A 26,559-nucleotide genomic window follows, 5' to 3' on the forward strand; every position below is an offset into this window, starting at 1 on the left:
TATAATGATGGCATTTCATATTTCTGAAAACTTCCGAAATCCTTCAAACATTGCAAACTCGATAGTTATCGAAGCACCTGCCTACGGACACTTCCTTCATTCCGGACGACACTTTCACACCCGGAATACTCTGACAAATGTCAGGGATACTTCTTACATCAATTAATTTGCCGCGCCGCTAGCTTGCCCTGGCAACTTTTCATGCGCGGCGATCAGGGAGGACGGCATCGCGCTCTGACTCACTTTGCTTAAGGACAAGCCCATGTTCGGCAAAGGCCACTGCGCGCCATTCTCATTGCACATCCCGGCCATTCGTCACGACTTCAAGGTGCTCGCGTTCACTGGCACTGAAGCCATCAGTCAGCTGTACGCATTTCGCATCGAGCTGGTGAGCGAGCACGCGGATTTCGATCTGGAAAGCTTGCTCAGCCAACCTGCGTTTCTGCAGTTCGGATCAGCGGGCGAAGGCATTCACGGGCGGATCGAAAACGTCATGCTCGGCGACTCAGGCAAGCGCCTGACCCGTTATGAACTGACACTGGTACCGGCGCTGCATTATCTGCAACTGAGCCACGACCAGCGGATTTTCCAGCAACTGACCGTGCCGCAGATCATCGCGCAAGTGCTCAAAGGGCATGGCATCCAGGCCGATGACTTCACGTTCAATGTCGCCGCCGGTGAGCCTCGCGAGTACTGCACGCAGTACGGCGAAAGCGACTTCCTGTTCATCCAGCGCCTGTGCGCCGAAGAGGGTATTGCCTGGCACCATCAACATTCGCTCGACGGGCACTTACTGGTATTCAGCGACAGCCCGGTGTTCGCACGCAAATTGGGTACGACAGACTTTCGGGTTGATAGCGGCATGGTTGCCGAACACCCGGTCGTCAACCACCTGACCATGGGCTTCAACACCCGTACCAGCACGGTCACCCGCCGTGACTATGATCTCAAGCGCCCAAGCCTGCTGCTGGAAAGCCGCTTCACCGCAGAATTCACGCCGGCTCTGGAGGACTATCGCTATCCACTGTTGCTGAAGTCCGAGAAGCACGGCAAACAGCTGGCGCGTCAGGCCTTGGAGCGCCATCGCAGCGACTACCAATGGATTGAAGGCAAAAGCGATCAGGCGATTTTGCGCAGCGGTCACCTGTTCGAGCTGAGCGAACATCCCAGGGCCGAGTGCAACGAGTTGTGGCTGTTGGTCAGTCTCAGTCACGAAGGCAAGCAACCGGCAGTGCTCGAAGAGGCTTTCAGCAGCGAGGCGAAACCTGCCGATGGTTTTTCCCAGGGCTATCGCAATACCTTCAGGGCCATTCCCGCAGAGGTGGTCTACCGTCCGCCTTTGCCCGCGCCAAGGCCCTTGCTGGTCTGCCAGACCGCGCGCGTTACCGGGCCTCCCGGAGAAGAGATCTTCTGCGATGAGTACGGCAGGGTTCGTGTCGAGTTTCCCTGGGATCGCGCTGAACGCAACAGCGAAAAAAGCAGCTGCTGGTTACGCGTAGCGTCCAGTTGGGCAGGTGACGGATTCGGTGCGGTGACCATTCCCCGGGTCGACATGGAAGTGGTCGTGACCTTCCTGGAAGGCGACCCGGACCAACCGCTGATTACCGGCTGCATCGCCAACAAGGTCAATGCCGTCGCCCATCCCTTGCCGGCGAGTAAAACCCGCACGGTATTACGCAGCCAGAGCTCACCGCGCAATGGCGGCTACAACGAACTGTCGATCGAGGATCGCGCCGGGCAGGAGAAGATCTACCTGCGCGCGCAGCGCGACCTCGAGCAACTGATCCTCAACGACAGCCGCAGCCTGATCACTCGCGACCGCCATGAGCATGTCGGCAATGACAGCACCAGTCTCATCGAGGGCAAGGATTCGCGCACTCATCAAGGACTGCGAAGCACAGTAATCAACGCCGACGACTTGTTGCAGGTCAGCGGCACCAGCAGCCAGACCTTGGGCGCTCTGGTGATCCAGGCCGGCCAGCAGGCGCATGTCACGGCAAGCAACGTGGTGATCGATGCCGGCATGAGCTTGACGCTGTCAGCGGGCGGTCATCACATCGTGATCAATGCCGGCGGGATTTTCAGCAGCGTGCCCATCGTTCAGGGCGGAGCGCCACTACCGGGGCTCGCACCGCTACAGCCGCTACAGGCAGAGGCTGGCCTGGTTCTTCCGAGCAGCGCCACGCCGCTGTCGATCATCAACAGCGCCCGCCAGCAGGCAGCGGATTTTTGCCCGCTGTGCGAAGCCTGCGCGGCGGGTCTGTGCGAGCTGGGAGAAGTCGCATGAGCCCGGTCGAACAATGGTTGCACGCTCAGTCCCGCGCCGGCTGCGAACTGTATCTGATGCTCGACACCGACGGCCAAAGCGCAGAGCACGCTGCGTTGACCCGCGACCTCGGCACCGAGCGGTTTCGTCCGCTCTACAGCGGCACGCCGGCCGAGTCGCTGGTGCCGATCGGCCCGCTGCTGTTGCAAATCGATACGGCGCAGCATCCCGCCATCCAGACCTTGCTCGCCACGCCCGAGCGCAATTGGGGCTGGCTGGCCAGTGCCCGTCACGTCGAACTTGATCTGCTGGCGGCGCATTGGCGCGAGCGCCTGATAACCGGCGAACGCCCGAATCAGGCGGTGTACCGCGTGCATGACAACCGGGTTCTGGGCCGTGCGCTGGCGCACCTGCAACCCGAGCACCGCGCGGCGTTTCTCGGGCCATTCAACAGCGTCTGCTATTGGCACGCAGAGCGATGGAACGCCATCGACAACCCGGACCCCGGCCACCACCCGCTGCCGATGGATCCGCCGTGGCTGCACACGCCGACCCCGGAGCTGATCTACGCCAACGTGCTGTTCGACAACACCCGCCGTTACCTGGTCGGCGAACACACCGAAGCCATGGCCACGCTGGCCGAACAGCTCAACGTCGATGAGTGGCTGTGGGGCCTGATTCAACTGACGCACTTGTGGGGCTGGCAACAACCGGAGCAAGTGCATTTCTTGCTGACCCGCAGTTTGCAGTTACCGGGATATCGGCCAGGCAAATCATGGCTGCCCAAACCCGGTGAAGATCCGGCGATGCATTTTGAGCGGGTATATCAGGAAGCGTTGTATTGGCAGGGAGAGGCAGGTCGATGAGGAACTTGAAACGAGGGTTGCTGCTGAGTGGTTGCCTGGGATTGCTGGTGGGTTGTACGACGGTGAAGCCCCCGAACACCTTTTTGTTTGTTCCGGATTTTCCGCCCGGATTCAAATATGAGCTGAAGGCTATCTACCTGCCTGCCGCAGGTGAAACCTGCCGTGTGCCAGGAAAGCCGGATTTCTGGGTGAGCTTCAATAAACCCACCATGGAATATGTAAGCACTGCGGAAATCGAGTTGTACAAAACCGTCAGCGATTGTCCGTTGGCGCTCAACAAAGTGGAAATCAAGCTCATCGGTTTTTATGGAAAAGGCCGAAGCAACTTCAGCATGGACTACGCCTCGATTTTCGTGCGTCCAGAGTTGCTGGAACGACTAAAGGGCACTTTCAACGAGGACGGTGCAGGGGAGTTTTATGGTGAATGCAGGTGGTCATTCCGCACCGTCGGTCCACATCGTTTCCTGATCAAACTGCTGACCTGCAAAAACATGGATGCACAGGGCAACGTGCTGCGAACGAGACCTTCCACGGCGTACACATTGACTCAACTTGAGGGCAAAACGGTGACGCTGAAGGTCAGGCTGGCAAGTGAAGAACTTCCAGCCATCGGCGATACCTGGATCAAAGTAACCCGCGGCTGGAAGCGCTGTATGGGTGAGAACTTCGAGGATCAATACGCCTTTTGCTACGGCAACGACAAAGATTTCAGCACTTTCAAAATGGTCGATGGGCGGGTTTGCACTATCTATCCGGGATGCAAAGAAAACACGGAAGAAAAGCCATGAACGACCGGAAAGAATTCAATCGGCGGCAAACGCTCCCGCGTATCAAACGAGCCCTCTTCGCCAGTACTCTCGGCGGTGTTCTCGCTCTGACTTCAGGCTGTTCGGCGGTAGACAAGCCGAACTCCTTCACCTTTATTCCGGACTTCCCACCTGATTTCAAATATGAGCTGAAGGCTATCTACCTGCCCGCCGCGGGTGAAACCTGCCGCGTGCCAGGGAAGCCGGATTTCTGGGTGAGCTTTAATAAACCCACCATGGAATATGTAAGCACTGCGGAAATCGAGTTGTACAAAACCGTCAGCGATTGTCCGTTGGCGCTCAACAAAGTGGAAATCAAAATTATCGGCGTGATTGGACGAGATGAAAAACGCGAGTATTTGGGCTACGACTATGCCTCGTTTGCCGTGCGCCCAGAGTTGCTGGAGCGACAGATGGGCAGTATCGACGATGATGGCACGGAAAGGTTTTTCGGCGAGTGCCAGTGGTTGTTTCGAACGATTGGTCCTAAGCGCTACATCACCAAAATTCTGACTTGCAAGAAGATGGATCCGCAGGGGAATGTCGGCAGGAGCCGTCCCTTTGCGGCGTACACACTGGCTCAGTTGCCAGGCAAGACCGTAAAACTTCGGATCAAGTTAGCTGCGGACGAACAGCCTTATATGGGAGATACATGGGTCAAAGTACCTGGGGGCTGGAAGCGCTGCATGGGGAAAGGTTTTGAGGACCAACATGCGTTTTGCTATGGAAATCACAACGACTTCAGCACCTTTAGAATGGTGGATGAACGGATCTGCACTATTTACCCAAGCTGTACAGACAGTAAGGATGATGCGCCATGAGCATTAAGTCTTTAGCTGTACATGACGCAATCTTCATGCAAGGCAACATACATGCCTGCCCCCGGCGTGGACACTCAACAAGTTTTCAGCTCGTGGATGAATTCGGTGACGGTAAACCATATGCGGGTCTGGCATACGAAGCGATTGATTACGAAGACACCGTCTATCAAGGCAAACTTGATGCAACAGGGTCAGGCAAAGTCGCAAAACATTTTTGCGGGCCGGTGGTGCTTAAAATCAATATTGCTTATCAGGGTGAAAACGATGTTTACAGCGAGTTAACTCGCAGAAAACACTACCCCCTCCCCATCACTGAACTCCAGGTCCGCGCCGAAAAAACCCGCTTCTTTCATAAAACAGGCACTCGCACCCAGGCCAACCCCGCCAAGGACCTGCCCGAAACCGACGTGTACTGTCAGGTCGAGGTCAGTGAGCTGGTAAAGCACATCGCCCACCTGCCACCGCTGGCTGCTCGTCGCGACCCTCCGAAGAGGGCGGCGCACAAGCTCATGCGATCGGCGGCGAAGTCCAGAGACTTCACGGTCGTCGATAAAACCGCCGCGGATGGCGGGCTGCACGCAATCCTGAGTCCCGCGGAAATGGCCACCGTCGAGCTGGGGTTTTCCCCGCCACCGCCCAAGGGCGTCGCACTGCTGCCGAACAAGCACCATGTGCTGGAAGTGCGGCCGATGAGAGCGCTACGGCCAATGCTGTCGACAGCCGATGCGTTCTGCGCGCTCAACCTTTATCAGCTGTCGGTGATGGCGACGCTGAGCTACACCGATTTCGGACAGGAACCCAACACTCAACCGGTGCAGGCTGACACGGTGAGTTTCCCCGTGCAGCCCAGCAGCGGTAACTGGTTTGGCCACGCGTTACCGCAGTTCGATGAGTTGTGGAAGGTCGATGACTCGCAAACGCATAAATACTACCCCCTGTATGAAGACGTACCGTATTCGAAACGCCTGGAAGTGGTGCCGTTTGACCCGAACCTTTACCCCGAAGTGAATGACCCGGCGCTGGGAGAAGAACAGGAGCACCCGGCCAAGTTGCACTGCCTTGATGACCGTGACAAGGACAACCGTACTGATACCCAGGCATTCATCTGCCACCACGACGACCTGATTCTGATCAGCGTACGCGGTACCAGTGAATTCTGGCCCGACGGTCTGCGTGATGGAGATGCTTATCAGGTTCCGTTCCAGCAAGGAGAAGGCAAAGTGCACCGCGGCTTTTACGGCGCTGCTTTGGCAGCTTTTCCCTTCATCGAGACGTATCTGGACAAGTTCTACAGCGGGCAAAAGTTATTGATCACCGGGCACAGTCTGGGTGGGGCAGTGGCATTGATCCTGTCCGAGATGCTGCGCCGTGATAAACGTTTCGACCCGGATATCGTGCTCTACACCTACGGCGCCCCCCGCGCCGGCGACACCACCTTCATCGAAAGCGCCAAATCGCTGGTTCATCACCGCATCGTCAATCAGAACGATCCGGTGCCGAGCGTGCCGGCGACCTGGATGAATACCTTCGCCAAACCCGCACCGATGTACGGAGCCAACGCCGTAGTGTTGGGCCTCATTCCGGTCGCCGGCTTCGGCCTGTTGATCTGGGGAATCACCAATTTCTTCGGCGACGACTACGGGCATCACGGTGCCTTGCGCCATTTCATGCCCGTTGAGTTCGGCAAGGACCACCGGTCCTCCATTCTCTGGGAGCCAGGTTGCAGCACGATCATCGATCACGGCTGCGCCAAGGCCCTGCGCGCTACCAACGGCTTGCCCGAGCGCGGATCGTTTCTGCGGCAGTTGTTCTCCGCAGGTCACCACTCAATGGTCGACAGCTACATTCCCGGCTGCTGGGCCAGCTTGCGCCGTTGGCAGGAAGCACTGCAGCTCAAGCGTTCGCTGGTGACCAATCGCGAATTCGAGTGGATCAGCAGCGCGCTGGAGAATATTCAGCAACAGCTGCGGGCCGTTAAGCGCGATCTGCAAAACAACCACCGTTCTTACGTGCGAGAGCAGGAGCGCGCGCACAAGACGCTGATGCTCAATCAGGAAATAGACAAGATCAGCATGACCAAGGCCCGCCTGACAGCGCTGCGCAGTCAACGGGTCACTGAGACCGACGTTTACGGCAGCTATGCCGACCAGCCCGAATGGGTCGAGGAAAGTCTGCTGCGCTGGAACGCCCACCCTGAAAACCTGGTTCAGGAGCAACTGGCGATGATCCCGCCAGCCGCTGAAGACCACGACGCCGCTATCGCCGCGATGACCGGTGGGCATGCAGTTGGCGCGCCGTTTCATCTGGATATTGATTCGATTGTGTAGCGCCTGGACAACGGGCGGGCAAAACATGGCTGTGCCAGAATCCAACGCTCGAAAATCCGACCCCCCCCCCTACTACAACCGCCAAGGAGCTTCATTGCATGGAATTGAAACCACTGTTTTTCGCCGCGCTCATGTGGCTGCCCATCACCCACGCGTCAGCGGAAACCCCACCATTGGACGGCCATTACTACCTGACCGGCGCAATGGAAATGGGCGCCGAGTTGCTCTTGCGCAAAGACGGCACCTTTGATGCCGGTGTGGCGTATGGCAGCGCCGATGGCTTTGCCAAAGGCACCTGGAAAGTCGAGAACCAGACTGTAGTGCTGGAAAGCAAAACCAAGCCTGCCTCCAACAGCGATCTGGGCGGACTGTTCCAGGACCTGCAACTGGCGATCGAGCCAAACTGCCTGGCCGTGGATTTCGGCAACGGCAAGGCCTGCTTCCGACGCCAGTAAGCCAACAGACAGCCACAAAAAATGGGCACCCGACCGCAATCGGTGTGCCCATTTCTCATTTGCGGTTCTCCCCGTCATTCAGGGGAGCACGCCGCCATCAAGGATTGACGCTGTCTTTCAACGATTTGCCTGGCTTGAATGCCACGGTGTTGCTGGCCTTGATCTTGACCGGTTCGCCGGTCTGCGGGTTTTTGCCGGTGCGGGCGCCGCGGTGGCGTTGCAGGAAGGTGCCGAAGCCGACCAGCGTCACGCTGTCCTTGCGGTGCAGGGCGCCGGTGATTTCTTCGAGGACGGCGTTGAGGACGCGGTTGGCCTGTTCTTTGGTCAGGTCTGCCTTTTCGGCGATTGCAGCGGCGAGTTCTGGTTTACGCATTAGTGAAGCCCCTTTGACGGTTTTTTGTTGTTATGTCCGTGCTGTTCTCGTTGGAACAGCGCCCAAGGCGCCGCAGGCTCTACTCTGCGGCAGACGGGAGTGAGAATGGCACGCCGCCAACGGCGGCGCCAGTCTCACCAAGACCTTTGTCGGGGCAAAAGAGCGGTGTTTGCGACAGAACGACCGGCATTTACGCCAGCAGCGGCGGCAGCTGTTTGTTCAGGGCCAGTTTTTCCATGACTGCCCCGCCGGTCAGGGCGTAACCGAGCAACTGACCTTCGGCACTGTGGCACAGCGCTTTGATGTCGGCGCCCTGCCCTTCGACGCTCCAAATGCCTTCGCTGCCCCGTGGCGGCGGCGACACCACCAGCGGGCACACCGGGGTTTTCACGGTGATCGGCATCGGCCCGTAGCTGACCGCGGTCGGGTTTCCTGCGAGGGTTTGCGCCAAAGCGCGCGCGCAGCTCATCAGCGGCATCACGTAGAGCAGATTGAGCCCATCGACTTCAGCGCAGTCGCCCAAGGCGTAGATGTTGGCGTGAGAGGTCTTCAGGTAACGATCGACCATCACGCCGCGATTGACCTGCACGCCGGCAGCTGCTGCCAGATCGATGCGCGGGCGCAGGCCGATCGCCGAGACCACCACATCACACGGGATGATCTGGCCGTCGGACAGGTGCGCTTCGAGGCCATCGGCGACTTTCTTCAGGCGGGTCAGCACCGGGCCGAGGTGAAACTTCGCCCCGATACTCTCCAGCCCGGCCTGCACGGCCGCCGCAGCGGCAGGATGCAAGAGCATCGGCATGACCTGTTCGCACGGCGCGACCAGTTGCACTTCGTAGCCGCCGAGGATCAGGTCATTGGCAAATTCACAGCCGATCAGCCCGGCGCCGAGCAACAACACCCGCCGCTTGCCCGCCGCTGCGGCACGGAACCGCGCGTAGTCTTCCAGATCGTTGATCGGGAACACCAGTTCCGCGCCGTCGCCTTCGATCGGCACACGCACGGTTTCCGCGCCCCAGGCCAGAATCAGGTCGCGATAGGGCACGGCTTCTTCGCCGATCCACAAGCGTTTGTGGCCAGCGTCGATGCCGCTGATGCGCGTGTGGGTGCGCACTTCGGCCTTCAACTGCTCGGCCATGACGCCGGGCTCGGCCATGCTCAGGCCGTCGGCATCCTTGTTCTTGCCGAAACCGGTGGAGAGCATCGGCTTGGAGTAAGAGCGGCCGTCATCGGCGGTGATCAGCAGCAGCGGGGTTTCGCTGTCGAGCTTGCGAAACTCGCGGGCCAGGTTGTAGCCCGCAAGCCCGGTGCCGATGATGACGACTGGTGCGCTCATGCCTTACTCCTCTGATTTGCTTAGTTGATTTCGATCATTTCGAAGTCCATTTTGCCGACGCCGCAGTCGGGGCACAGCCAGTCTGCCGGTACGTCTTCCCAGCGCGTGCCCGGCGCGATGCCGTCATCCGGCCAGCCATCGGCTTCGTTATAGATCAGGCCACAGACGATACATTGCCACTTCTTCATTCAGGTACTTCCTCAGGGTTCAGGCGTAGTGCCGGCGCGGACGGTCGATGGGTGCTGCGTTGCCATCCGGCTCAGGGCGTTTTGTACTGAGGGTGCCGCGCAGATGCAAGCCTGTTCGGCGCAACGGCGGCCGGCGCCGCTCAATCCTGTCGCCCGCCATGGTAAGCTCGCCGCCTCATTTGCGGCCAATAATGACTCATTGTGCAACATTCAAATGCCTGCCCCGCCCCGCTCTGGCTGACCCAAGACCGCCTGACGCCCCGCCCCGATCCGTTGACCCTCGACTGGTTGTTCGACGAAGGCTCGCTGACCCGCCGTTTGACCCGTTTGTCCGAGGACGGCTTCAGCGTGTCGCCGCTGTTCGAAGGCTGGGACATCTTGCGCGCTGATGAATGCGCGGCACTGGATCTGGCCGAGGGCAGCGAAGGCTGGGTGCGCGAGGTGTATTTGCGCGGCCACGGCGAGGCCTGGGTGTTTGCCCGCAGCGTTGCCTCGCGGGCGGCCCTGCAAGGTGATGGTTTGCACATGGATGAACTGGGCAGCCGCTCGCTGGGCGAATTGCTGTTTTGCGATCGGGCATTTCAGCGCCGCGCCATTGAAGTCTGCCACTACCCTGAACAATGGTTGCCGCCAGCGGTGCAAGCCCCTGAGCTGTGGGGCCGGCGTTCGCGTTTCGACCGTGGCGCGCTGAGCGTGCTGGTCGCGGAAATCTTCCTGCCGAGCCTGTGGGACGTCGCCCGCGCCCATCCGGAGAACTGCTGATGTATCAGAGCCTGCTCAAGTCCCTCAACCGTCTGAACCCGCGCGCCTGGGATTTCGTGCAGTTGACGCGCATGGACAAGCCGATCGGTATTTACCTGTTGCTGTGGCCGACGCTGTGGGCGCTGTGGATTGCCGGCAAGGGTTCACCGTCGCTGGCCAACATCGTCATTTTCGTCCTCGGCGTGGTGCTGACCCGTGCCGGCGGCTGCGTGATCAACGATTGGGCCGACCGCAAGGTCGACGGCCACGTCAAACGCACCGCGCAACGGCCGCTCGCCGCTGGCCGGATCAGCTCGAAGGAAGCGCTGGTGTTCTTTGCCGTGCTGATGGGCATCAGTTTTCTGCTGGTGCTGTGCACCAACGCGCCGACGATCTGGCTGTCGCTGGGTGGGCTGGCGCTGGCATTCACTTATCCGTTCATGAAGCGCTACACCTACTACCCGCAAGTGGTGCTGGGCGCGGCGTTTTCCTGGGGCATGCCAATGGCCTTTACCGCTGAGACCGGAGAATTGCCGGCGGCGGCGTGGCTGCTGTGGATCGCCAATCTGCTGTGGACGGTGGGTTATGACACTTATTACGCGATGACCGATCGGGATGACGACCTGAAGATCGGCGTGAAATCCACGGCGATACTGTTTGGCGAAGCGGATCGGGTGATCATCCTCAGCTTGCAGGCATTGTCGCTGGCCTGCCTGATTCTGGCCGGGTCGAAGTTCGAGCTGGGGATCTGGTTCCACCTCGGCTTGCTGGTGGCTGCGGGATGTTATGCGTGGGAGTTCTGGTACACCCGCGATCGCGACCGCATGCGTTGCTTCAAGGCGTTCTTGCATAACCACTGGGCAGGGTTGGCGATCTTTGTCGGGATCGTGCTGGATTACGCGCTGCGCTGATGCATGACACCTGTGGGAGCGAGCCTGCTCGCGAAGGCGTCATGTCAGTCACCTCTGCAATAGCTGGCACACCGCTTTTCGCGAGCAGGCTCGCTCCCACAGTTTTGTGCGTCGTGGTTATTTGGCCTTGGCAACTTTCCACGCGCCGTCCATTTTGCCGTCGCCGGTCATGTCGCCGGCCTTCTTGTCCATGACGAAGGTGTACAGCGGCATGCCCTGGTAGGCCCACTGCTTGCTGCCATCATCACGAGTGATTACCGTCCAGTCCCCCATCGACTTGTCATTCGCTGTCGCCATTAGCGGCGGCCAGTTTGCCGCGCACGTTTCATTGCACGCGGACTTGCCAGCGGAGTCCTTGGCGAAGGTGTACAGGGTCATGCCCTTGTGGTCGGTATACATGCCGTCCTTCTCCATCGCCGGATCGGCGGCCATGGCCAGCCCCGGCAATGTCAGGGCGGCGGCCATCAGCAGGGCTTTGAAAGAAGCAGTCATCTGAGTCATGGAAACCTTCTTTTGTGGTTGTCAGGATTCGGACTTGGAGCTTAGTTCAGGATCAGCACAAACGCCGCCACTCTGAAATACTGTCACACGACTGCAATAATTCCGTTATCTAATGCGGCGCAAGACAGTTAAATGACAAGAGGATTAAGGCATGGTTGGCAGGAGCATTCTGATCGTCGACGACGAAGCGCCCATTCGCGAAATGATCGCCGTGGCGTTGGAAATGGCCGGCTATGACTGCCTCGAGGCAGAGAACTCGCAGCAGGCCCACGCCATCATCGTCGACCGCAAACCGGACCTGATCCTGCTCGACTGGATGCTGCCCGGCACCTCGGGCATCGAACTGGCCCGGCGCCTCAAGCGTGACGAGCTGACCGGGGACATCCCGATCATCATGCTCACCGCCAAGGGCGAAGAGGACAACAAGATCCAGGGCCTGGAAGTCGGCGCCGACGACTACATCACCAAACCGTTTTCGCCGCGTGAACTGGTCGCCCGCCTCAAGGCTGTGCTGCGCCGCGCCGGACCGACCGATGGCGAAGCGCCGATCGAAGTCGGCGGCCTGCTGCTCGACCCGATCAGCCACCGCGTGACCATCGACGGCAAACCCGCCGAGATGGGCCCGACCGAATACCGCCTGCTGCAATTCTTCATGACCCATCAGGAACGCGCCTACACCCGTGGCCAGTTGCTCGACCAGGTCTGGGGCGGCAACGTCTATGTCGAAGAGCGCACCGTCGACGTGCACATCCGCCGCCTGCGCAAGGCCCTCGGCGACGCTTACGAAAATCTGGTACAAACCGTGCGCGGCACCGGTTATCGGTTCTCCACAAAAGCATAAAAGCTGCTGCAAGTTTCTAGCTACAAGCGGCAAGTGAAAGCCGATCCGCGTTAGCTTGGTGCTTGCGACTTGAAACTTGAAACTGCGGCTAAGGACGCCTCTGTGAATCAAAACTGGCATGGCACCCTGATTCGCCACATGCTGTTGCTGGTCACCGCCTGCCTGGTGATCGGCCTGATCACCGGCTATTACGGCTGGAGCCTCGCAGCGGGTCTGGGGCTTTATCTGGCCTGGACGCTCAAGCAACTGCTGCGTCTGCACGAATGGCTGCGCCAGCATCAACCCGACGAAGCACCGCCCGATGGCTATGGTCTGTGGGGCGAGGTGTTCGACAGCATCTATCACCTGCAACGCCGCGACCAACGGGTGCGCGGACGTCTGCAAGCGGTGATCGACCGGGTGCAGGAATCCACCGCCGCGCTGAAAGACGCGGTGATCATGCTCGACAGCGACGGCAACCTCGAATGGTGGAACCGCGCCGCCGAAACCCTGCTCGGCCTGAAGACTCCGCAGGACAGCGGCCAACCGGTGACCAACCTGGTGCGCCATCCGCGCTTCAAGGAATACTTCGAGCAGGACAGCTTCGCCGAGCCATTGGAAATCCCTTCGCCGACCAACGATCGCGTGCGCATTCAGCTGTACCTGACCCGCTACGGCAACAATGAACACCTGATGCTGGTGCGCGATGTCACGCGCATTCATCAGCTGGAACAGATGCGCAAGGACTTCATCGCCAACGTCTCCCACGAGCTGCGCACACCGCTGACGGTGATCTGCGGCTATCTGGAAACCCTGCTCGACAATGTCGAGGAAGTGAACCCGCGCTGGAGCCGAGCCCTGCAACAGATGCAGCAACAGGGCGGGCGCATGCAGACGCTGCTCAACGACCTGTTGTTGCTGGCGAAACTGGAAGCCACCGACTACCCGTCGGACAACCAGCCGGTGCAGATCGACACGCTACTGCAATCGATCACCAGCGATGCGCAGCAGTTGTCGGGAGCGAAGAACCAGCGCATCAGCCTCGAGGCCAATGCCGGAGTGCTGCTCAAGGGCAGCGAGGCCGAACTACGCAGTGCGTTTTCCAATCTGGTGTTCAACGCGGTCAAGTACACCCCGGCCGAGGGCAACATCCGCATTCGCTGGTGGGGCGACGATCAGGGCGCGCACCTGAGCGTGCAGGATTCCGGCATCGGCATCGACAGCAAACACTTGCCGCGCCTGACTGAACGTTTCTACCGCGTCGACTCCAGCCGCAACTCCAACACCGGCGGCACCGGCCTCGGCCTGGCAATCGTCAAGCACGTGCTGCTGCGCCACCGTGCACGCATGGAGATCAGCAGCGTGCCCGGTCACGGCAGCACCTTCACCTGCCATTTCGCCCCGGCCCAGGTGGCCAGCGCACGGGCGATCAGCGCCACCGAGTGATGCCGCCCGGCACACGCCACTAGGCAATCGCACGGTCAGCCGCTACATTGGCTGACTTGTGCCTGCCTTTCAGGCGCTGTTTCTCCCTACTTTCGAATCACACGGAACCCGCAAAACTCCATCATGGACCCTTCCCCTGGCTTGTCCCTCGCTACCATTTTCGCCGACTTCGGCATGATCCTTTTTGCTCTGATCCTGGTGTTGCTCAACGGCTTTTTCGTTGCGGCGGAATTCGCCATGGTCAAACTGCGCTCGACCCGGGTCGAGGCCATCGCTGAACAACACGGCTGGCGCGGGCACATCCTGCGCACCGTGCACAGTCAGCTCGATGCCTACCTGTCGGCGTGCCAGCTCGGCATCACCCTCGCCTCCCTTGGCTTGGGCTGGGTCGGTGAACCGGCATTTGCGCATATTCTCGAACCGCTGCTGAGCGCGGTCGGCGTCGACTCGCCCGAGATCATTAAAGGCGTGTCGTTCTTCACCGCGTTCTTCATCATTTCGTACCTGCACATCGTGGTCGGCGAGCTGGCGCCCAAGTCGTGGGCGATCCGCAAACCCGAGCTGCTGTCGCTGTGGACGGCGGTGCCGCTGTACCTGTTCTACTGGGCGATGTACCCGGCGATCTACCTGCTCAATGCCAGCGCCAACGCGATTCTGCGTATCGCCGGGCAAGGCGAACCCGGCCCGCACCATGAACACCATTACAGCCGCGAAGAACTGAAACTGATCCTGCACTCCAGCCGTGGCCAGGATCCCAGCGATCAGGGCATGCGCGTATTGGCCTCGGCCGTGGAAATGGGCGAGCTGGAAGTGGTCGACTGGGCCAACTCCCGCGAAGACCTGATCACCCTCGAATTCAATGCGCCGCTGAAGGAAATCCTGGCGATGTTCCGTCGCCACAAGTTCAGCCGTTATCCGGTGTACGACAGCGAGCGCCAGGAGTTCGTCGGCCTGCTGCACATCAAGGATCTGCTGCTGGAACTGGCCGCGCTGGACCACATTCCCGAGTCGTTCAACCTGGCCGAGCTGACCCGCCCGCTGGAGCGCGTATCGCGGCACATGCCGCTGTCGCAACTGCTGGAGCAGTTCCGCAAGGGCGGCTCGCACTTCGCCGTGGTCGAGGAGGCTGACGGCAACATCATCGGCTACCTGACCATGGAAGACGTGCTGGAAGTGCTGGTCGGCGACATTCAGGACGAACACCGCAAGGCAGAGCGCGGCATCCTCGCCTATCAGCCGGGCAAGTTGCTGGTGCGTGGCGATACGCCGTTGTTCAAGGTCGAGCGCCTGCTCGGCATCGATCTGGATCACATCGAAGCGGAAACCCTCGCGGGGCTGGTCTACGAAACCCTGAAACGGGTGCCGGAAGAGGAAGAAGTGCTGGAAGTCGAAGGCCTGCGCATCATCATCAAGAAAATGAAAGGGCCGAAGATTGTCCTGGCCAAGGTGTTGATGCTGGATTGATGGGAGTTTGGGGAGCTCTTGTGGCGAGGGGATTTATCCCCGTTGGACGGCGCAGCCGTCCCAAAACCATTGAATGCAGTCAGTTAGTACAGAGTCGCAATATTTGGGGCCGCTTCGCGGCCCAACGGGGATAAATCCCCTCGCCACAAAAACCCTCAACACCCTATCGCGCCTACTGCTTGCCCAACGCAAAGTTGGGCAACGCCCCCAGCGGCTGGTTGAACTGATAGGGAATCGACACCAGCCCCTCTCCGGTATTGCGCTGCACCACGAAGTGCAGGTGCGGGCCGCTGCTGTTGCCGGTGTTGCCGGACAGCGCCAGCGGGCTGCCGACCTTGACCCGTTGTCCTTCGCGCACACTCACCGAACCCTGTTTCAGATGCAGGTACACTCCCATGGTGCCGTCGTCGTGCAGCACCCGCACGAAATTGCCGGAGGCATCGGTGCCGCGTCCGCTCTGGGAGTTCTCGGTCTTGACCACCACTCCCGCTCGCGCGGCGATGATCGGCGTGCCCACCGGCATGGCGATGTCCATGGCGTAGCGGTTCTTCGGCCCATAGTGGCTGTACTGGCCGTTGGCGCCCTGACTCAGGCGAAACGGCCCGCCACGCCAGGGCAGCGGATAGCGATAGCTCTGCGCGGTGCCTGCGGGGTCGCCCAGCGAATACTGGAACTGCGGCGAGTACACCAGCGGCTGGTCGCGGCTGATCGCCGTCAGCAGCGCCAGCCGCGTATTGCTGCGCGGTGGCAGCACGCGACGGATCGCCTGCGCTGGCGCGCCACGCACATTGCTCGTGCCGATGAAGGCCAGGGCAACCTCGACCGGCGCGTACAGATCGTTGCGCGCAAACACTACATCAACGCCCTTCTGCTTCTTGATGTCCAGGTACACCTGGCGGTCGAGGCGCTCGACCATGCGATCCTGAAACACGAACACCTTCGCGCCTTTGCTCGGGCGGTCACTGTACGAGACCACGCCATTGGCATCGGTGGATTTGTAGATGGTCATGGCCATCGCCAGCTGGGAGGCCAGGCAGAGACCGCAGAAAAACAGCAGGCGCGCGAGCATGGGCAAAAGTCTGTCGATGGAAGGCCTGGGAATCAGCCTAGCAGCTGAGACAGACCAGGCTAGTCGACAGATGTTTCAAATTGCCCAGCGCGGCAGATGGGTGGTGTTTCGGCTGGCCCCTTCGCGAGCAGGCTCGCTCCCACATTTGGAATGCGTTCCAGGGTGGGAGCGAGCCTGCTCGCGAAGGCGGCCTATCGGGCGACGAAGCTTACGCGCCGGGTACGAAGTGCTTCTGCGCCGTGCCCCGCGCGATCAGGCGCGAGATGTAGTCGAGCTTCTGCGCATCCTGGTCGACGAAGCGGAAGGTCAGTTGCAGCCAGTCGCTGTCGGCTTTCTGCTCGTGGGCGACGATGGCGTGCAGGTAACCATTGAGGCGCGCGATCTCGGCGTTATCGCCCTGCTCCAGATCGAGCACGGCGCTGTCGAGGATCTGCGGCAGGGTTTCGGTGCGCTTCACTACCAGCAGGGCTTCCTTGATGCTCAAGGCCTTGATCACGCATTGCTGATTGCCGCTCGGCAACCGCAGCTGGCCCTGCCCACGACCGCCCACCGGCGCCTTGGATGCACCGGGCGCCTGAACTGGCGGGCTGTTGAGCAAACCGCGCGACGGTGCAGCGGCTGGAGCGGGTGCAGCAGCGGCAGGCCTGGCCGCAGCGCCGCCGACCACGGCAGGCTTGCCGCCGGTCAGGGCGCTCAGGGAATCGTTGCCGAACGCCGAATTCATCTTGGTCGGCGCGCTGTTCATCAAAGTGTCGAGCTTGCCGACCTTGTTCAGTGCCTGCTTGACCTTGGTCAGCAGCTGCTCGTTGGTGAACGGCTTGCTGACGTAGCCGGAAACGCCGGCCTGAATCGCCTGGACCACGTTTTCCTTGTCGCCACGGCTGGTGACCATGACGAACGGCATGGTCTTGAGGTTGTCCTGCTCGCGGCACCAGGTCAGCAGTTCGAGGCCGGACATTTCCGGCATTTCCCAGTCGCACAGCACCAGGTCGAAAGCCTCTTTGGCCAGCATGGCCTGGGCCTTTTTGCCGTTGATGGCGTCCTCGGTGCGGATCCCCGGGAAGTAATTACGCAGGCACTTTTTCACCAGGTCACGAATGAACGAAGCATCGTCCACGACCAACACACTGATCTTGCTCATCCAACACCCCTATTAAAATCCCGGCAAGCATAACGCTGGCTGATGGCACATTGCCAAAACTCTTCAGTCACGCCGGGACTTTTCGTTCGCGGGTGCTGCTTTTTAATTCGATCTGCCTTGTGAAAAGCACAAACAAAAACGCCCGGCCAGAGGGCCGGGCGCTTTTCTCAGGCAATCTTACTTATCGTCAGCTTCGCCCGGAACATTAGCGGTTTCAGCGCTTGTGCCCTCAACTTCTTCCTTCATGCGCTTGAGGCCCATGTGGCGCACGTCGGTGCCGCGCACCAGGTAGATCACCAGTTCGGAGATGTTGCGCGCATGGTCGCCGATACGCTCCAGCGAGCGCAGGACCCAGATGATGCTCAGCACCCGTGAGATAGAGCGCGGGTCTTCCATCATGTAGGTGGCCAGCTCACGCAGGGCGGTTTTGTATTCGCGGTCGATGATCTTGTCGTACTGCGCCACCGACAAGGCCAGATCGGCATCGAAACGGGCGAAGGCGTCCAGCGCATCGCGCACCATGTTGCGTACCTGGTCACCAATGTGACGAACCTCGACGTAACCACGCGGCGCTTCGCCTTCTTCGCACAACTGGATGGCACGACGGGCGATCTTGGTGGCTTCGTCGCCGATACGCTCAAGGTCGATCACCGACTTGGAAATGCTGATGATCAAACGCAGGTCAGACGCCGCCGGCTGCCGACGGGCGAGAATGCGCAGGCATTCTTCGTCGATGTTGCGTTCCATCTGGTTGATCTGGTCATCGATCTCACGGACCTGCTGAGCCAGGCCGGAATCGGCCTCGATCAGCGCGGTCACCGCGTCGTTGACCTGCTTCTCGACCAGCCCGCCCATGGCCAGGAGGTGGCTGCGCACTTCCTCAAGCTCGGCGTTGAACTGCGCAGAGATGTGATGGGTAAGGCCTTCTTTAGAAATCATTATTCGCTCCGCGAAAGTTGCAAGCTTCAAGCTGCAAGCTTCAAGCAGTTATGTGTAAGTCCTGATATCGCACCGCATCTTTCTTGCCGCTTGAAGCTTGAAGCTTGCGGCTGCCCCAATCAGCCATAGCGACCGGTGATGTAGTCTTCGGTCTGCTTCTTCGCCGGATTGGTGAACAGGGTATCGGTATCGCCGAATTCCACCAGTTTGCCCATGTACATGAACGCGGTGTAGTCGGACACCCGTGCCGCCTGTTGCATGTTGTGGGTAACGATGACGATGGTGAACTTGGACTTCAGCTCGTAGATCAGCTCTTCGACTTTCAGCGTCGAGATCGGGTCGAGAGCGGAGCACGGCTCGTCGAGCAGCAACACTTCAGGCTCAACCGCGATGGTGCGGGCGATGACCAGACGCTGTTGCTGACCACCGGACAGGCCGAGGGCCGAGTCGTGCAGGCGATCTTTGACTTCATCCCAGAGCGCCGCGCCTTTCAACGCCCACTCGACGGCTTCGTCGAGGATGCGCTTCTTGTTGATGCCCTGGATGCGCAGGCCATACACCACGTTTTCGTAGATGGTCTTCGGGAACGGATTGGGCTTCTGGAACACCATGCCGACGCGACGACGCAGTTCGGCCACGTCTTCGCCCTTGCGATAGATGTTGTTGCCGTACAGGTTGATCGCGCCTTCGACGCGGCAGCCGTCGACCAGATCGTTCATCCGGTTGAAGGTACGCAGTAGCGTCGACTTACCGCAGCCCGACGGGCCGATGAACGCGGTCACGCGCTGCTTCGGGATGTTCATGCTGACGTCGAACAGTGCCTGTTTCTCGCCGTAGTACAGGCTCAGGCCCGGCACTTCGATGGCAACGGTTTCCTGCGCCAGGTCCAGGCTCTGCTTGTCGCGGCCCAGGGCAGACATGTTGATGCCGTGGCTGTGTGTTTCGTGCTGCATGGTTCTCACTCCGTTCGTAGCTGCAAGCTTCTGGCTGCAAGCTGCAAGTTTGAGCAAAAGCGGCTTGTAGCTTGCCGCTTGTGGCTAATGGCTTTAGCTATCCAGTGCTTTGTATTTTTCGCGCAGATGGTTGCGGATATACACCGCCGACAGGTTCAGCGTTGCGATCACCAGCACCAGCAGCAGCGCGGTGGCGTACACCAGCGGGCGGGCTGCTTCGACGTTGGGGCTCTGGAAGCCGACGTCATAAATGTGGAAGCCCAGGTGCATGATCTTCTGGTCCAGGTGCAGGTACGGGTAGTTGCCGTCCACCGGCAACGACGGCGCCAGCTTCACCACCCCCACCAGCATCAGCGGCGCCACTTCACCGGCGGCACGGGCCACGGCGAGGATCATGCCGGTCATCATGGCCGGGCTGGCCATCGGGATAACGATTTTCCACAGCGTTTCCGCTTTGGTCGCGCCGAGGGCCAACGAACCTTCACGCACAGTGCGGGGAATCCGCGCCAGACCTTCTTCGGTCGCCACAATCACCACCGGTACCGCCAGCAGAGCGAGGGTCAGCGAAGCCCAAAGCAGGCCCGGCGTACCGAAGGTCGGCGCCGGCAGTGCCTCGGGGAAGAACAAGCGGTCGACCGAACCACCCAGCACGTAAACGAAGAAGCCCAGACCGAACACGCCGTAAACGATCGCCGGTACGCCGGCGAGGTTGTTCACCGCGATGCGGATGATCCGGGTCAGGGTGTTCTGCTTGGCGTATTCGCGCAGGTACACCGCTGCCAGCACGCCGAACGGGGTGACGATCATCGCCATGATCAGGGTCATCATCACGGTGCCGAAGATCGCCGGGAAGATCCCGCCTTCGGTGTTCGCTTCACGCGGGTCGTCGGAGAGGAATTCCCAGATCTTGCTGAAGTAAAAACCGACTTTGGTCAGCGTGCTCATGCCGTTTGGCTGGTAGGCATGCACGACTTTGCCCAGACCGATTTCGATTTCCTTGCCGTTGGCGTCACGGGCGGTCAAGGCGTCGCGGTTGAACTGAGCATGCAAATCAGACAGACGTGCTTCGATATCTTTGTAGCGCGCGTCCAGCTCGGCGCGCTCGGATTCCATGTCCGCTTGTGCAGTGGCGTCGAGTTTGCCTTCCAGCTCGAGTTTGCGCCCGTGCAGACGGATGCGTTCGAGGCCGGCGTTGATCGCGCCGATGTCGGTTTTTTCCAGCGTCTTCAGCTGAGCAGCAAGATCGTTCACCCGATCGATGCGCGCTTGCAGCTCAGGCCAAGCGGCCTCGCCCTCGGCGATGACCTTGCCATCCTGTTTGACGTTGACCAGGTAGCCGTAGAAGTTGCCCCACTCGCGACGCTCGATCGCCATCAATTCTGGCGGTGTGGTCTGCTTGGTCAGCCACTCGCCGACGATCCACGTGAAGTCATTGCCGTTCAGGTCACGGTTGCCGACCTTGATCAGCTCGCGGGTCATGAATTCCGGACCTTCGTCAGGCACCGGCAGGCCGGCGCTCTTCAGACGTGCGCGCGGCACTTCTTCTTTCTGCACCACTTCGCCGATTACCAGGTGATTCGCCTGGCCCGGTACGTCGTAATGGGCGTGGATCAGGTCCGCCGGCCAGAAGTGACCGAGACCGCGCACGGCAATCACCGCCAACAGGCCAATGGTCATGATGACCGCGATGGACACCGCGCCACCGCTGATCCAGACGCCCGGGGCGCCGCTCTTGAACCATCCTTTCAGGGAGTTCTGTTTCACAGACTTCTACCTTTGCTTAAAGCGACGAGTATTTCTTGCGCAGACGCTGACGAATCAGTTCTGCCAGGGTGTTCATGACGAAGGTGAACAGCAGCAGCACCAGCGCCGAGAGGAACAGCACGCGGTAGTGGCTGCCGCCGACTTCCGACTCGGGCATTTCCACCGCGACGTTGGCGGCCAGGGTGCGCAGGCCTTCGAACAGGTTCATCTCCATGACCGGGGTGTTGCCGGTGGCCATCAGCACGATCATGGTTTCGCCGACCGCACGGCCCATGCCGATCATCAGCGCCGAGAAAATCCCCGGGCTGGCGGTCAGGATCACCACGCGGGTCATGGTCTGCCACGGCGTCGCACCGAGGGCCAGCGAACCCAGGGTCAGGCCGCGCGGCACGCTGAACACGGCGTCTTCGGCGATCGAGTAGATGTTCGGGATCACCGCGAAGCCCATGGCCAGACCGACCACCAGAGCGTTGCGCTGGTCGTAGGTGATGCCCAGGTCGTGGGAGATCCACATGCGCATGTCGCCGCCGAAGAACCAGTTCTCCATGAACGGGCTCATGTACAGCGACAGCCAGCCCACAAACAGGATCACCGGAATCAACAGCGCACTTTCCCAGCCATCCGGGACTTTCAGGCGGATCGATTCAGGCAGGCGGCTGAAGGTGAAACCGGCGACCAGAATGCCGATCGGCAGCAACATCAGCAGGCTGAAGATGCCCGGCAGATGGCCCTCTACGTATGGCGCGAGGAACAGACCAGCGAAGAAACCGAGGATCACCGTCGGCATCGCTTCCATCAACTCGATCACCGGTTTGACCTTGCGGCGCATGCCGGGGGCCATGAAGTACGCGGTGTAGATCGCCGCAGCGACGGCCAGTGGCGCGGCCAGCAGCATGGCGTAGAACGCGGCTTTCAGGGTGCCGAAGGTCAGCGGCGAGAGGCTCAGTTTCGGTTCGAAATCGGTGTTGGCGGCGGTCGATTGCCAGACGTATTTAGGCTCGTCGTAGTTCTCGTACCAGACCTTGCTCCACAGCGCGCTCCACGATACTTCCGGGTGCGGGTTGTCGAGCAGCAGCGGTTGCAGCTTGCCGCCGGCTTCGACGATCACTCGGTTGGCGCGCGGCGACAGACCAAACAGGCCCTGGCCTTCAACCACCTGATCGACCAGCAACGTACGGTGCGCGGTGCTGTGGAACACGCCGAGCTTGCCGCTGGCATCGAGGGCGAGGAAACCTTTGCGGCGTTCTTCGGCAGCGATTTCAACGATCGGCGTGGTGCCCATCTGGAAGGTGCGGATCTGCTTCAGACGCTGCTCGCCATCGGTATCGCGGGCCATGAACCACTGGGCCAGACCGCCCTTGGAATCGCCGATGATCAGCGAGATACCGCCGACCAGCTGCGCGGTGGCGGTGACTTGGGCGTCAGCGTTTTCCAGCAGTTTGTAGCGCCCGTTGAGGCTCTTGTCGCGCAGGCTGAATACGTCGGCCTGAGCACGACCGTTGACCACGTACAGCCACTGCTGGCGCGGGTCGACGAAGATGTTTTTCACCGGCTCGGTCATCTGCGGCAGATCGATGCGCGTCTGCTCGTTGGTGACTTCGCCGGTCATCATGTTTTCTTCGCTGGTCAGCGACAGCACATTGAGTTGCGAGCCGGTGGAGCCGACCAGCATCAGCGTCGAATCGGTGGCGTTGAGGCTGACATGCTCCAGCGCGCCGCCGCTTTCGTTCAGTGCGATCGGTGCCTCGCCATAGGGATATTCGATGGCCGGGCTGATGGTTTTCTTGCCATCGGGGTAGCTGACTTTATAGGTGTGACGGAACACCAGCGCCTGACCGTTGGACAGACCCACGGCCACCAGCGGATGACCCGGCTGGTCTTCGCCAATAGACGTCACGGTAGCGCCCGCAGGCAGCGGCAGATCGACACGCCTCAATTCAGCGCCACTGTCGAGATCGAAGAACAGCGCCTGGCCCTTGTCGGACACACGCATGGCTACCTGATTCTGCTCTTCGAGCGAGATCATCAGCGGCTTGCCGGCGTCCTGCATCCAGGCTGGGGTGATCGAGTCTTTCGCGGTCAGGTCGGCACCTTGAAACAGGGGCGCAACAACGTAAGCGAGGAAGAAGAAGATCAGGGTGATGGCCGCCAGTACCGCCAGGCCGCCGACGAGGACGTACCAACGGGTGAAGCGATCCTTGAGCGCGCGAATTCGGCGCTTGCGTTGCAGCTCAGGCGTATTGAAATCAATGCGCTTGGGAGGGGAAGTCGTAGTCATTGGGGAATTGGCCAGATCATTCATGCGCACACCCTAGCGATCCTGTATGACAGAAAGATGACAATGCAGTGACGCAGCAAATCCGCCACCCGGAAGGTCCGGCAGCGGAGTCGAAAATTTGGTGGTTGCGGCAGCGCGCCTGCTCGTCAAAGCGTCGGGTCAGTCACATCGATGGTGCATGTGACGGCCCCTTCGCGAGCAGGCTCGCTCCCACAGGAGTCCGGCGTCAGGCCGGCCTCAGGTGTTACTTCTTGGCGACAGCGCCGCCTTCCTGCAGACCGAGGTCAGCCAGTGCTTTGGCAGCAACCTTGGCTGGCAGCGGGATGTAACCGTCTTTCACTACCACTTCCTGGCCCTGTTTCGACAGCACCAGCTTCACGAACTCGGCTTCCAGCGGGGCCAGAGGCTTGTTCGGGGCTTTGTTGACGTAGACGTAGAGGAAGCGCGACAGCGGATACTTGCCGTTCAGGGCGTTTTCTTCGGTGTCTTCGATGAACTCGCCGCCTTCTTTCTTGGCCAGGGCGACGGTTTTCACGCTGGCGGTCTTGTAGCCGATGCCCGAGTAGCCGACGCCGTTAAGCGAGCTGCTGATCGACTGCACCACCGACGCCGAACCTGGTTGTTCGTTGACGTTTGGCTTGTAGTCGCCTTTGCACAGGGCTTCTTCCTTGAAGTAGCCGTAGGTGCCGGACACCGAGTTACGGCCGAACAGCTGGACTGGCTTGTTGGCCAGGTCGCCAGTCACGCCCAGGTCGCCCCAGGTCTTGACGTCAGCTTTGGCACCGCACAGGCGCGTCGAGGAGAAGATCGCATCGACCTGGGCCATGGTCAGGTGCTTGATCGGGTTGTCCTTGTGCACGAACACGGCCAGGGCATCCACGGCAACCGGGATCGCCGTCGGCTTGTAGCCGTACTTCTGTTCGAAAGCCTGCAGCTCGTTGTCTTTCATCTTGCGGCTCATCGGGCCAAGGTTGGCGGTGCCTTCGGTGAGCGCAGGTGGCGCGGTGGAAGAACCGGCAGCCTGAATCTGGATGTTGACGTTCGGGTATTCTTTTTTGTAGTTCTCAGCCCACAGGGTCATGAGGTTGGCCAGGGTATCGGAACCGACGCTGGACAGGTTGCCCGACACACCAGTGGTCTTGGTGTAGCTCGGGATAGCAGGGTCAACAGCGGCGAACGCGTTGGCAGTCGCAACGCCAGCAGCGACAAAAGTCATTGCCGCCATCAAACGCTTCAGTTTCATGCCTTACTCCTAGCAGATAGGGTGTGTTAAGTCGGGGCCAAGTATCAGCAGGCCGTGTGAACACTCTATGGCTGAAATATGACAATTGGATGAAAGGCCAGCATCCGGCTTTTACTGGATGATTTTTGGTGCCCCCATTCGCGAGCAGGCTCGCTCCCACAATGAAATGCATTACAGCTGTGGGAGCGAGCCTGCTCGCGAAGTGGCCGGTATTGGTGGAGTAGATCCTGGGCTTTAGCGCCCCTTCTTCCAGAGCCAGGCGCCTACCAGAATCCCCATTCCGCACAGCACCGCAACATAGTAAGCCGGCCCCATCGCGCTTTCCTTCAGCAACAGGCTCACCACCATCGGGGTCAAGCCACCGAAGATCGCGTACGCGACGTTGTAGGAAAACGACAGGCCACTGAAGCGAACCACCGGCGGGAACGCCTTGACCATAACGTACGGCACCGCGCCGATGGTGCCGACCAGCAAACCGGTCAGTGCGTACAGCGGGAACAGCCAGTCCGGGTGGTCGGCGAGGCTGTGGTAGAACGTCCAGGAGCTGATCAGCAGGCCCAGGCAACCGAACACGAATACACGGCCGGCGCCGAAGCGATCGGCCAGCGCGCCGGCACCAATGCAGCCGAGGCTGAGGAAGACGATGGCCAGGCTGTTGGCTTGCAGCGCCGTGGTCGGCGAGAAGTGGTAGACCGTTTGCAGCACGGTCGGGGTCATCAGAATCACTACGACGACGCCGGCCGACAGCAACCAGGTCAGCAGCATCGAAATGGCGATGGCACCGCGATGATCACGCAGCACCGCGCGCAACGGCACTTCTTCGGCCAGAGCCTTGCGCAATTGAAGTTCGGCGAACACCGGTGTCTCGTGCAGCCAGCGGCGCAGGTACACCGAGAACAGGCCGAACACGCCGCCGAGCAGGAACGGGATCCGCCAGGCGTAATCCGACACTTCAGCGGGCGTATAAATGCTGTTGATCGCCGTGGCGACCAGCGAGCCGAGGAGGATGCCGGCAGTCAGACCGCTGGTGAGCGTGCCGCAGGCATAACCGATGTGCTTTTGCGGTACGTGTTCGGAAACGAAGACCCACGCCCCCGGCACTTCACCGCCAATCGCTGCGCCCTGGATCACCCGCATCAGCAGCAACAGGATCGGCGCCCAGATGCCGATCTGCGCGTAAGTAGGCAGCAAGCCCATGATCAGCGTCGGCACGGCCATCATGAAAATGCTCAGGGTGAACATCTTCTTGCGCCCCAGCAGGTCACCGAAGTGCGCCATGACGATGCCGCCCAGCGGCCGCGCCAGATAGCCGGCGGCGAAGATGCCGAACGTCTGCATCAAGCGCAGCCACTCTGGCATGTCGGCCGGGAAGAACAGCTTGCCGACGACGGTGGCGAAGAACACGAAGATGATGAAATCGTAGAACTCCAGCGCCCCGCCGAGGGCGGACAGCGACAGAGTCTTGTAGTCATTGCGGGTCAACGGTCGTGCGGGTTGCTCGGGCTGCGCGAGGCTCGAAGGCGCTGTGGTCATGGCAAGGGCTTCTCTTATAGTCGAATCTGTCGCCACAACAACGCTGGCGGTGGCTTGGACAGGTTCGGCACCATAGCAAATTGTTCGAAAAAGCACATAGAGGCGCGTAATTGACGGTCGAAATCAGAACCGGGTGGTCGTCGCGGGGTCTATCGACCGATATACTCGCCACCTGCGCAGGATTTGTAAGAGATTGCTGTGCGAAAACGTTGTTGGCCCGTCCTTTGCTCGGGATTTAGCCTTTTTCGCAGAGTTTCCCTTTAGGCGCCTGATGGAAAACGTGACGAACGCAGTGTGTTCGGTGTTGAATCGTTT

The 26,559-nt window shown here is 60.3% G+C and carries 23 protein-coding genes; 11 read left to right on the plus strand and 12 right to left on the minus strand.

Translation table 11 applies throughout. From position 1 onward, the window contains the following. The first annotated feature begins 262 nt into the window (after positions 1–262). The 6 genes from ND528_RS07195 to ND528_RS07220 all read left to right on the plus strand — a co-directional run bounded on the left by ND528_RS07195 (position 263) and on the right by ND528_RS07220 (position 7,541). Complete coding sequence (locus tag ND528_RS07195; protein ID WP_263469977.1) at positions 263–2,287, plus strand: type VI secretion system Vgr family protein; 2,025 nt, start codon at positions 263–265, stop codon at positions 2,285–2,287. Further along, positions 2,284–3,132, plus strand: coding sequence for a DUF4123 domain-containing protein (locus ND528_RS07200; protein ID WP_263469978.1), 849 nt, complete (start codon positions 2,284–2,286; stop codon positions 3,130–3,132). Before ND528_RS07195 ends, ND528_RS07200 begins: the two co-directional genes overlap by 4 nt. Further along, complete coding sequence (locus ND528_RS07205) at positions 3,129–3,920, plus strand: hypothetical protein (RefSeq protein WP_263469979.1); 792 nt, start codon at positions 3,129–3,131, stop codon at positions 3,918–3,920. Before ND528_RS07200 ends, ND528_RS07205 begins: the two co-directional genes overlap by 4 nt. Before the next feature lie 41 nt (positions 3,921–3,961). Then, complete coding sequence (locus tag ND528_RS07210; protein ID WP_408005029.1) at positions 3,962–4,759, plus strand: hypothetical protein; 798 nt, start codon at positions 3,962–3,964, stop codon at positions 4,757–4,759. Then, entirely contained in the window at positions 4,756–7,086 is a 2,331-nt protein-coding gene (locus tag ND528_RS07215) for a lipase family protein (protein ID WP_263469981.1), read from the plus strand. The genes ND528_RS07210 and ND528_RS07215 overlap by 4 nt, the downstream gene beginning before the upstream one ends. A gap of 98 nt (positions 7,087–7,184) precedes the next feature. Continuing rightward, entirely contained in the window at positions 7,185–7,541 is a 357-nt protein-coding gene (locus ND528_RS07220; protein ID WP_071172084.1) for a hypothetical protein, read from the plus strand. Positions 7,542–7,638: 97 nt separating this feature from the next. On the opposite strand, the gene ND528_RS07225 is transcribed toward ND528_RS07220, so the two are convergent. The 3 genes from ND528_RS07225 to ND528_RS07235 all read right to left on the minus strand — a co-directional run bounded on the left by ND528_RS07225 (position 7,639) and on the right by ND528_RS07235 (position 9,441). Next, positions 7,639–7,914, minus strand: a complete 276-nt coding sequence (locus ND528_RS07225; protein WP_003213368.1) for an HU family DNA-binding protein — start codon at positions 7,912–7,914, stop codon at positions 7,639–7,641. 190 nt (positions 7,915–8,104) lie between these two features. Beyond that, entirely contained in the window at positions 8,105–9,253 is a 1,149-nt protein-coding gene (locus tag ND528_RS07230; protein ID WP_263469982.1) for an NAD(P)/FAD-dependent oxidoreductase, read from the minus strand. A gap of 20 nt (positions 9,254–9,273) precedes the next feature. Continuing rightward, entirely contained in the window at positions 9,274–9,441 is a 168-nt protein-coding gene (locus tag ND528_RS07235) for a rubredoxin (RefSeq protein ID WP_003177199.1), read from the minus strand. 201 nt (positions 9,442–9,642) lie between these two features. Here ND528_RS07235 and ND528_RS07240 point away from each other — a divergent pair, with 201 nt between their 5' ends. After that, on the plus strand, positions 9,643–10,203 hold the full coding sequence (locus ND528_RS07240) for a chorismate--pyruvate lyase family protein (protein ID WP_263469983.1): 561 nt from the start codon (positions 9,643–9,645) through the stop codon (positions 10,201–10,203). Next, on the plus strand, positions 10,203–11,093 hold the full coding sequence (gene ubiA, locus ND528_RS07245) for a 4-hydroxybenzoate octaprenyltransferase (RefSeq protein WP_212617453.1): 891 nt from the start codon (positions 10,203–10,205) through the stop codon (positions 11,091–11,093). The genes ND528_RS07240 and ubiA overlap by 1 nt, the downstream gene beginning before the upstream one ends. A 117-nt stretch (positions 11,094–11,210) precedes the next feature. On the opposite strand, the gene ND528_RS07250 is transcribed toward ubiA, so the two are convergent. Next, complete coding sequence (locus tag ND528_RS07250; RefSeq protein WP_263469984.1) at positions 11,211–11,594, minus strand: COG4315 family predicted lipoprotein; 384 nt, start codon at positions 11,592–11,594, stop codon at positions 11,211–11,213. A 151-nt stretch (positions 11,595–11,745) separates the two neighbouring features. On the opposite strand from ND528_RS07250, the gene phoB reads away from it, so the two are divergent. From phoB to ND528_RS07265, 3 genes are all read left to right on the plus strand, one after another. Next, complete coding sequence (gene phoB / locus ND528_RS07255; protein WP_007896474.1) at positions 11,746–12,435, plus strand: phosphate regulon transcriptional regulator PhoB; 690 nt, start codon at positions 11,746–11,748, stop codon at positions 12,433–12,435. Between the two features lie 138 nt (positions 12,436–12,573). Continuing rightward, positions 12,574–13,860, plus strand: coding sequence for a phosphate regulon sensor histidine kinase PhoR (gene phoR / locus ND528_RS07260; RefSeq protein ID WP_221264854.1), 1,287 nt, complete (start codon positions 12,574–12,576; stop codon positions 13,858–13,860). Between the two features lie 123 nt (positions 13,861–13,983). Further along, entirely contained in the window at positions 13,984–15,324 is a 1,341-nt protein-coding gene (locus tag ND528_RS07265) for a hemolysin family protein (RefSeq protein WP_016772486.1), read from the plus strand. Positions 15,325–15,496: 172 nt separating this feature from the next. Here ND528_RS07265 and ND528_RS07270 read toward each other — a convergent pair whose 3' ends face one another. The 8 genes from ND528_RS07270 to ND528_RS07305 form a co-directional block, all read right to left on the minus strand. Continuing rightward, complete coding sequence (locus tag ND528_RS07270) at positions 15,497–16,393, minus strand: peptidoglycan DD-metalloendopeptidase family protein (protein WP_122506249.1); 897 nt, start codon at positions 16,391–16,393, stop codon at positions 15,497–15,499. A gap of 208 nt (positions 16,394–16,601) precedes the next feature. Next, a complete protein-coding gene (locus ND528_RS07275) occupies positions 16,602–17,534 on the minus strand; it encodes a response regulator (protein ID WP_130910101.1) in 933 nt (310 codons plus the stop codon). 177 nt (positions 17,535–17,711) lie between these two features. Next, positions 17,712–18,473: a phosphate signaling complex protein PhoU gene (gene phoU / locus ND528_RS07280; protein WP_016772483.1), complete on the minus strand. Its 762-nt coding sequence runs from the start codon at positions 18,471–18,473 to the stop codon at positions 17,712–17,714. Positions 18,474–18,592: 119 nt separating this feature from the next. Continuing rightward, the gene (gene pstB / locus ND528_RS07285; protein ID WP_016772482.1) at positions 18,593–19,426 is read right to left on the minus strand and encodes a phosphate ABC transporter ATP-binding protein PstB; all 834 of its coding nucleotides are present in this window, start codon (positions 19,424–19,426) and stop codon (positions 18,593–18,595) included. Positions 19,427–19,519: 93 nt separating this feature from the next. Next, positions 19,520–21,190, minus strand: a complete 1,671-nt coding sequence (pstA, locus tag ND528_RS07290; protein ID WP_207807584.1) for a phosphate ABC transporter permease PstA — start codon at positions 21,188–21,190, stop codon at positions 19,520–19,522. Positions 21,191–21,206: 16 nt separating this feature from the next. Continuing rightward, the gene (locus ND528_RS07295) at positions 21,207–23,492 is read right to left on the minus strand and encodes an ABC transporter permease subunit (RefSeq protein ID WP_212617455.1); all 2,286 of its coding nucleotides are present in this window, start codon (positions 23,490–23,492) and stop codon (positions 21,207–21,209) included. 220 nt (positions 23,493–23,712) lie between these two features. Then, positions 23,713–24,711, minus strand: a complete 999-nt coding sequence (locus tag ND528_RS07300) for a phosphate ABC transporter substrate-binding protein PstS (RefSeq protein ID WP_016772480.1) — start codon at positions 24,709–24,711, stop codon at positions 23,713–23,715. 234 nt (positions 24,712–24,945) lie between these two features. Further along, positions 24,946–26,244, minus strand: coding sequence for an MFS transporter (locus tag ND528_RS07305; protein ID WP_016772479.1), 1,299 nt, complete (start codon positions 26,242–26,244; stop codon positions 24,946–24,948). Between the last annotated feature and the right edge of the window lie 315 nt (positions 26,245–26,559).

It is taken from the genome of Pseudomonas mercuritolerans (genome assembly GCF_025706525.1).
GTDB lineage: Bacteria > Pseudomonadota > Gammaproteobacteria > Pseudomonadales > Pseudomonadaceae > Aquipseudomonas > Aquipseudomonas mercuritolerans.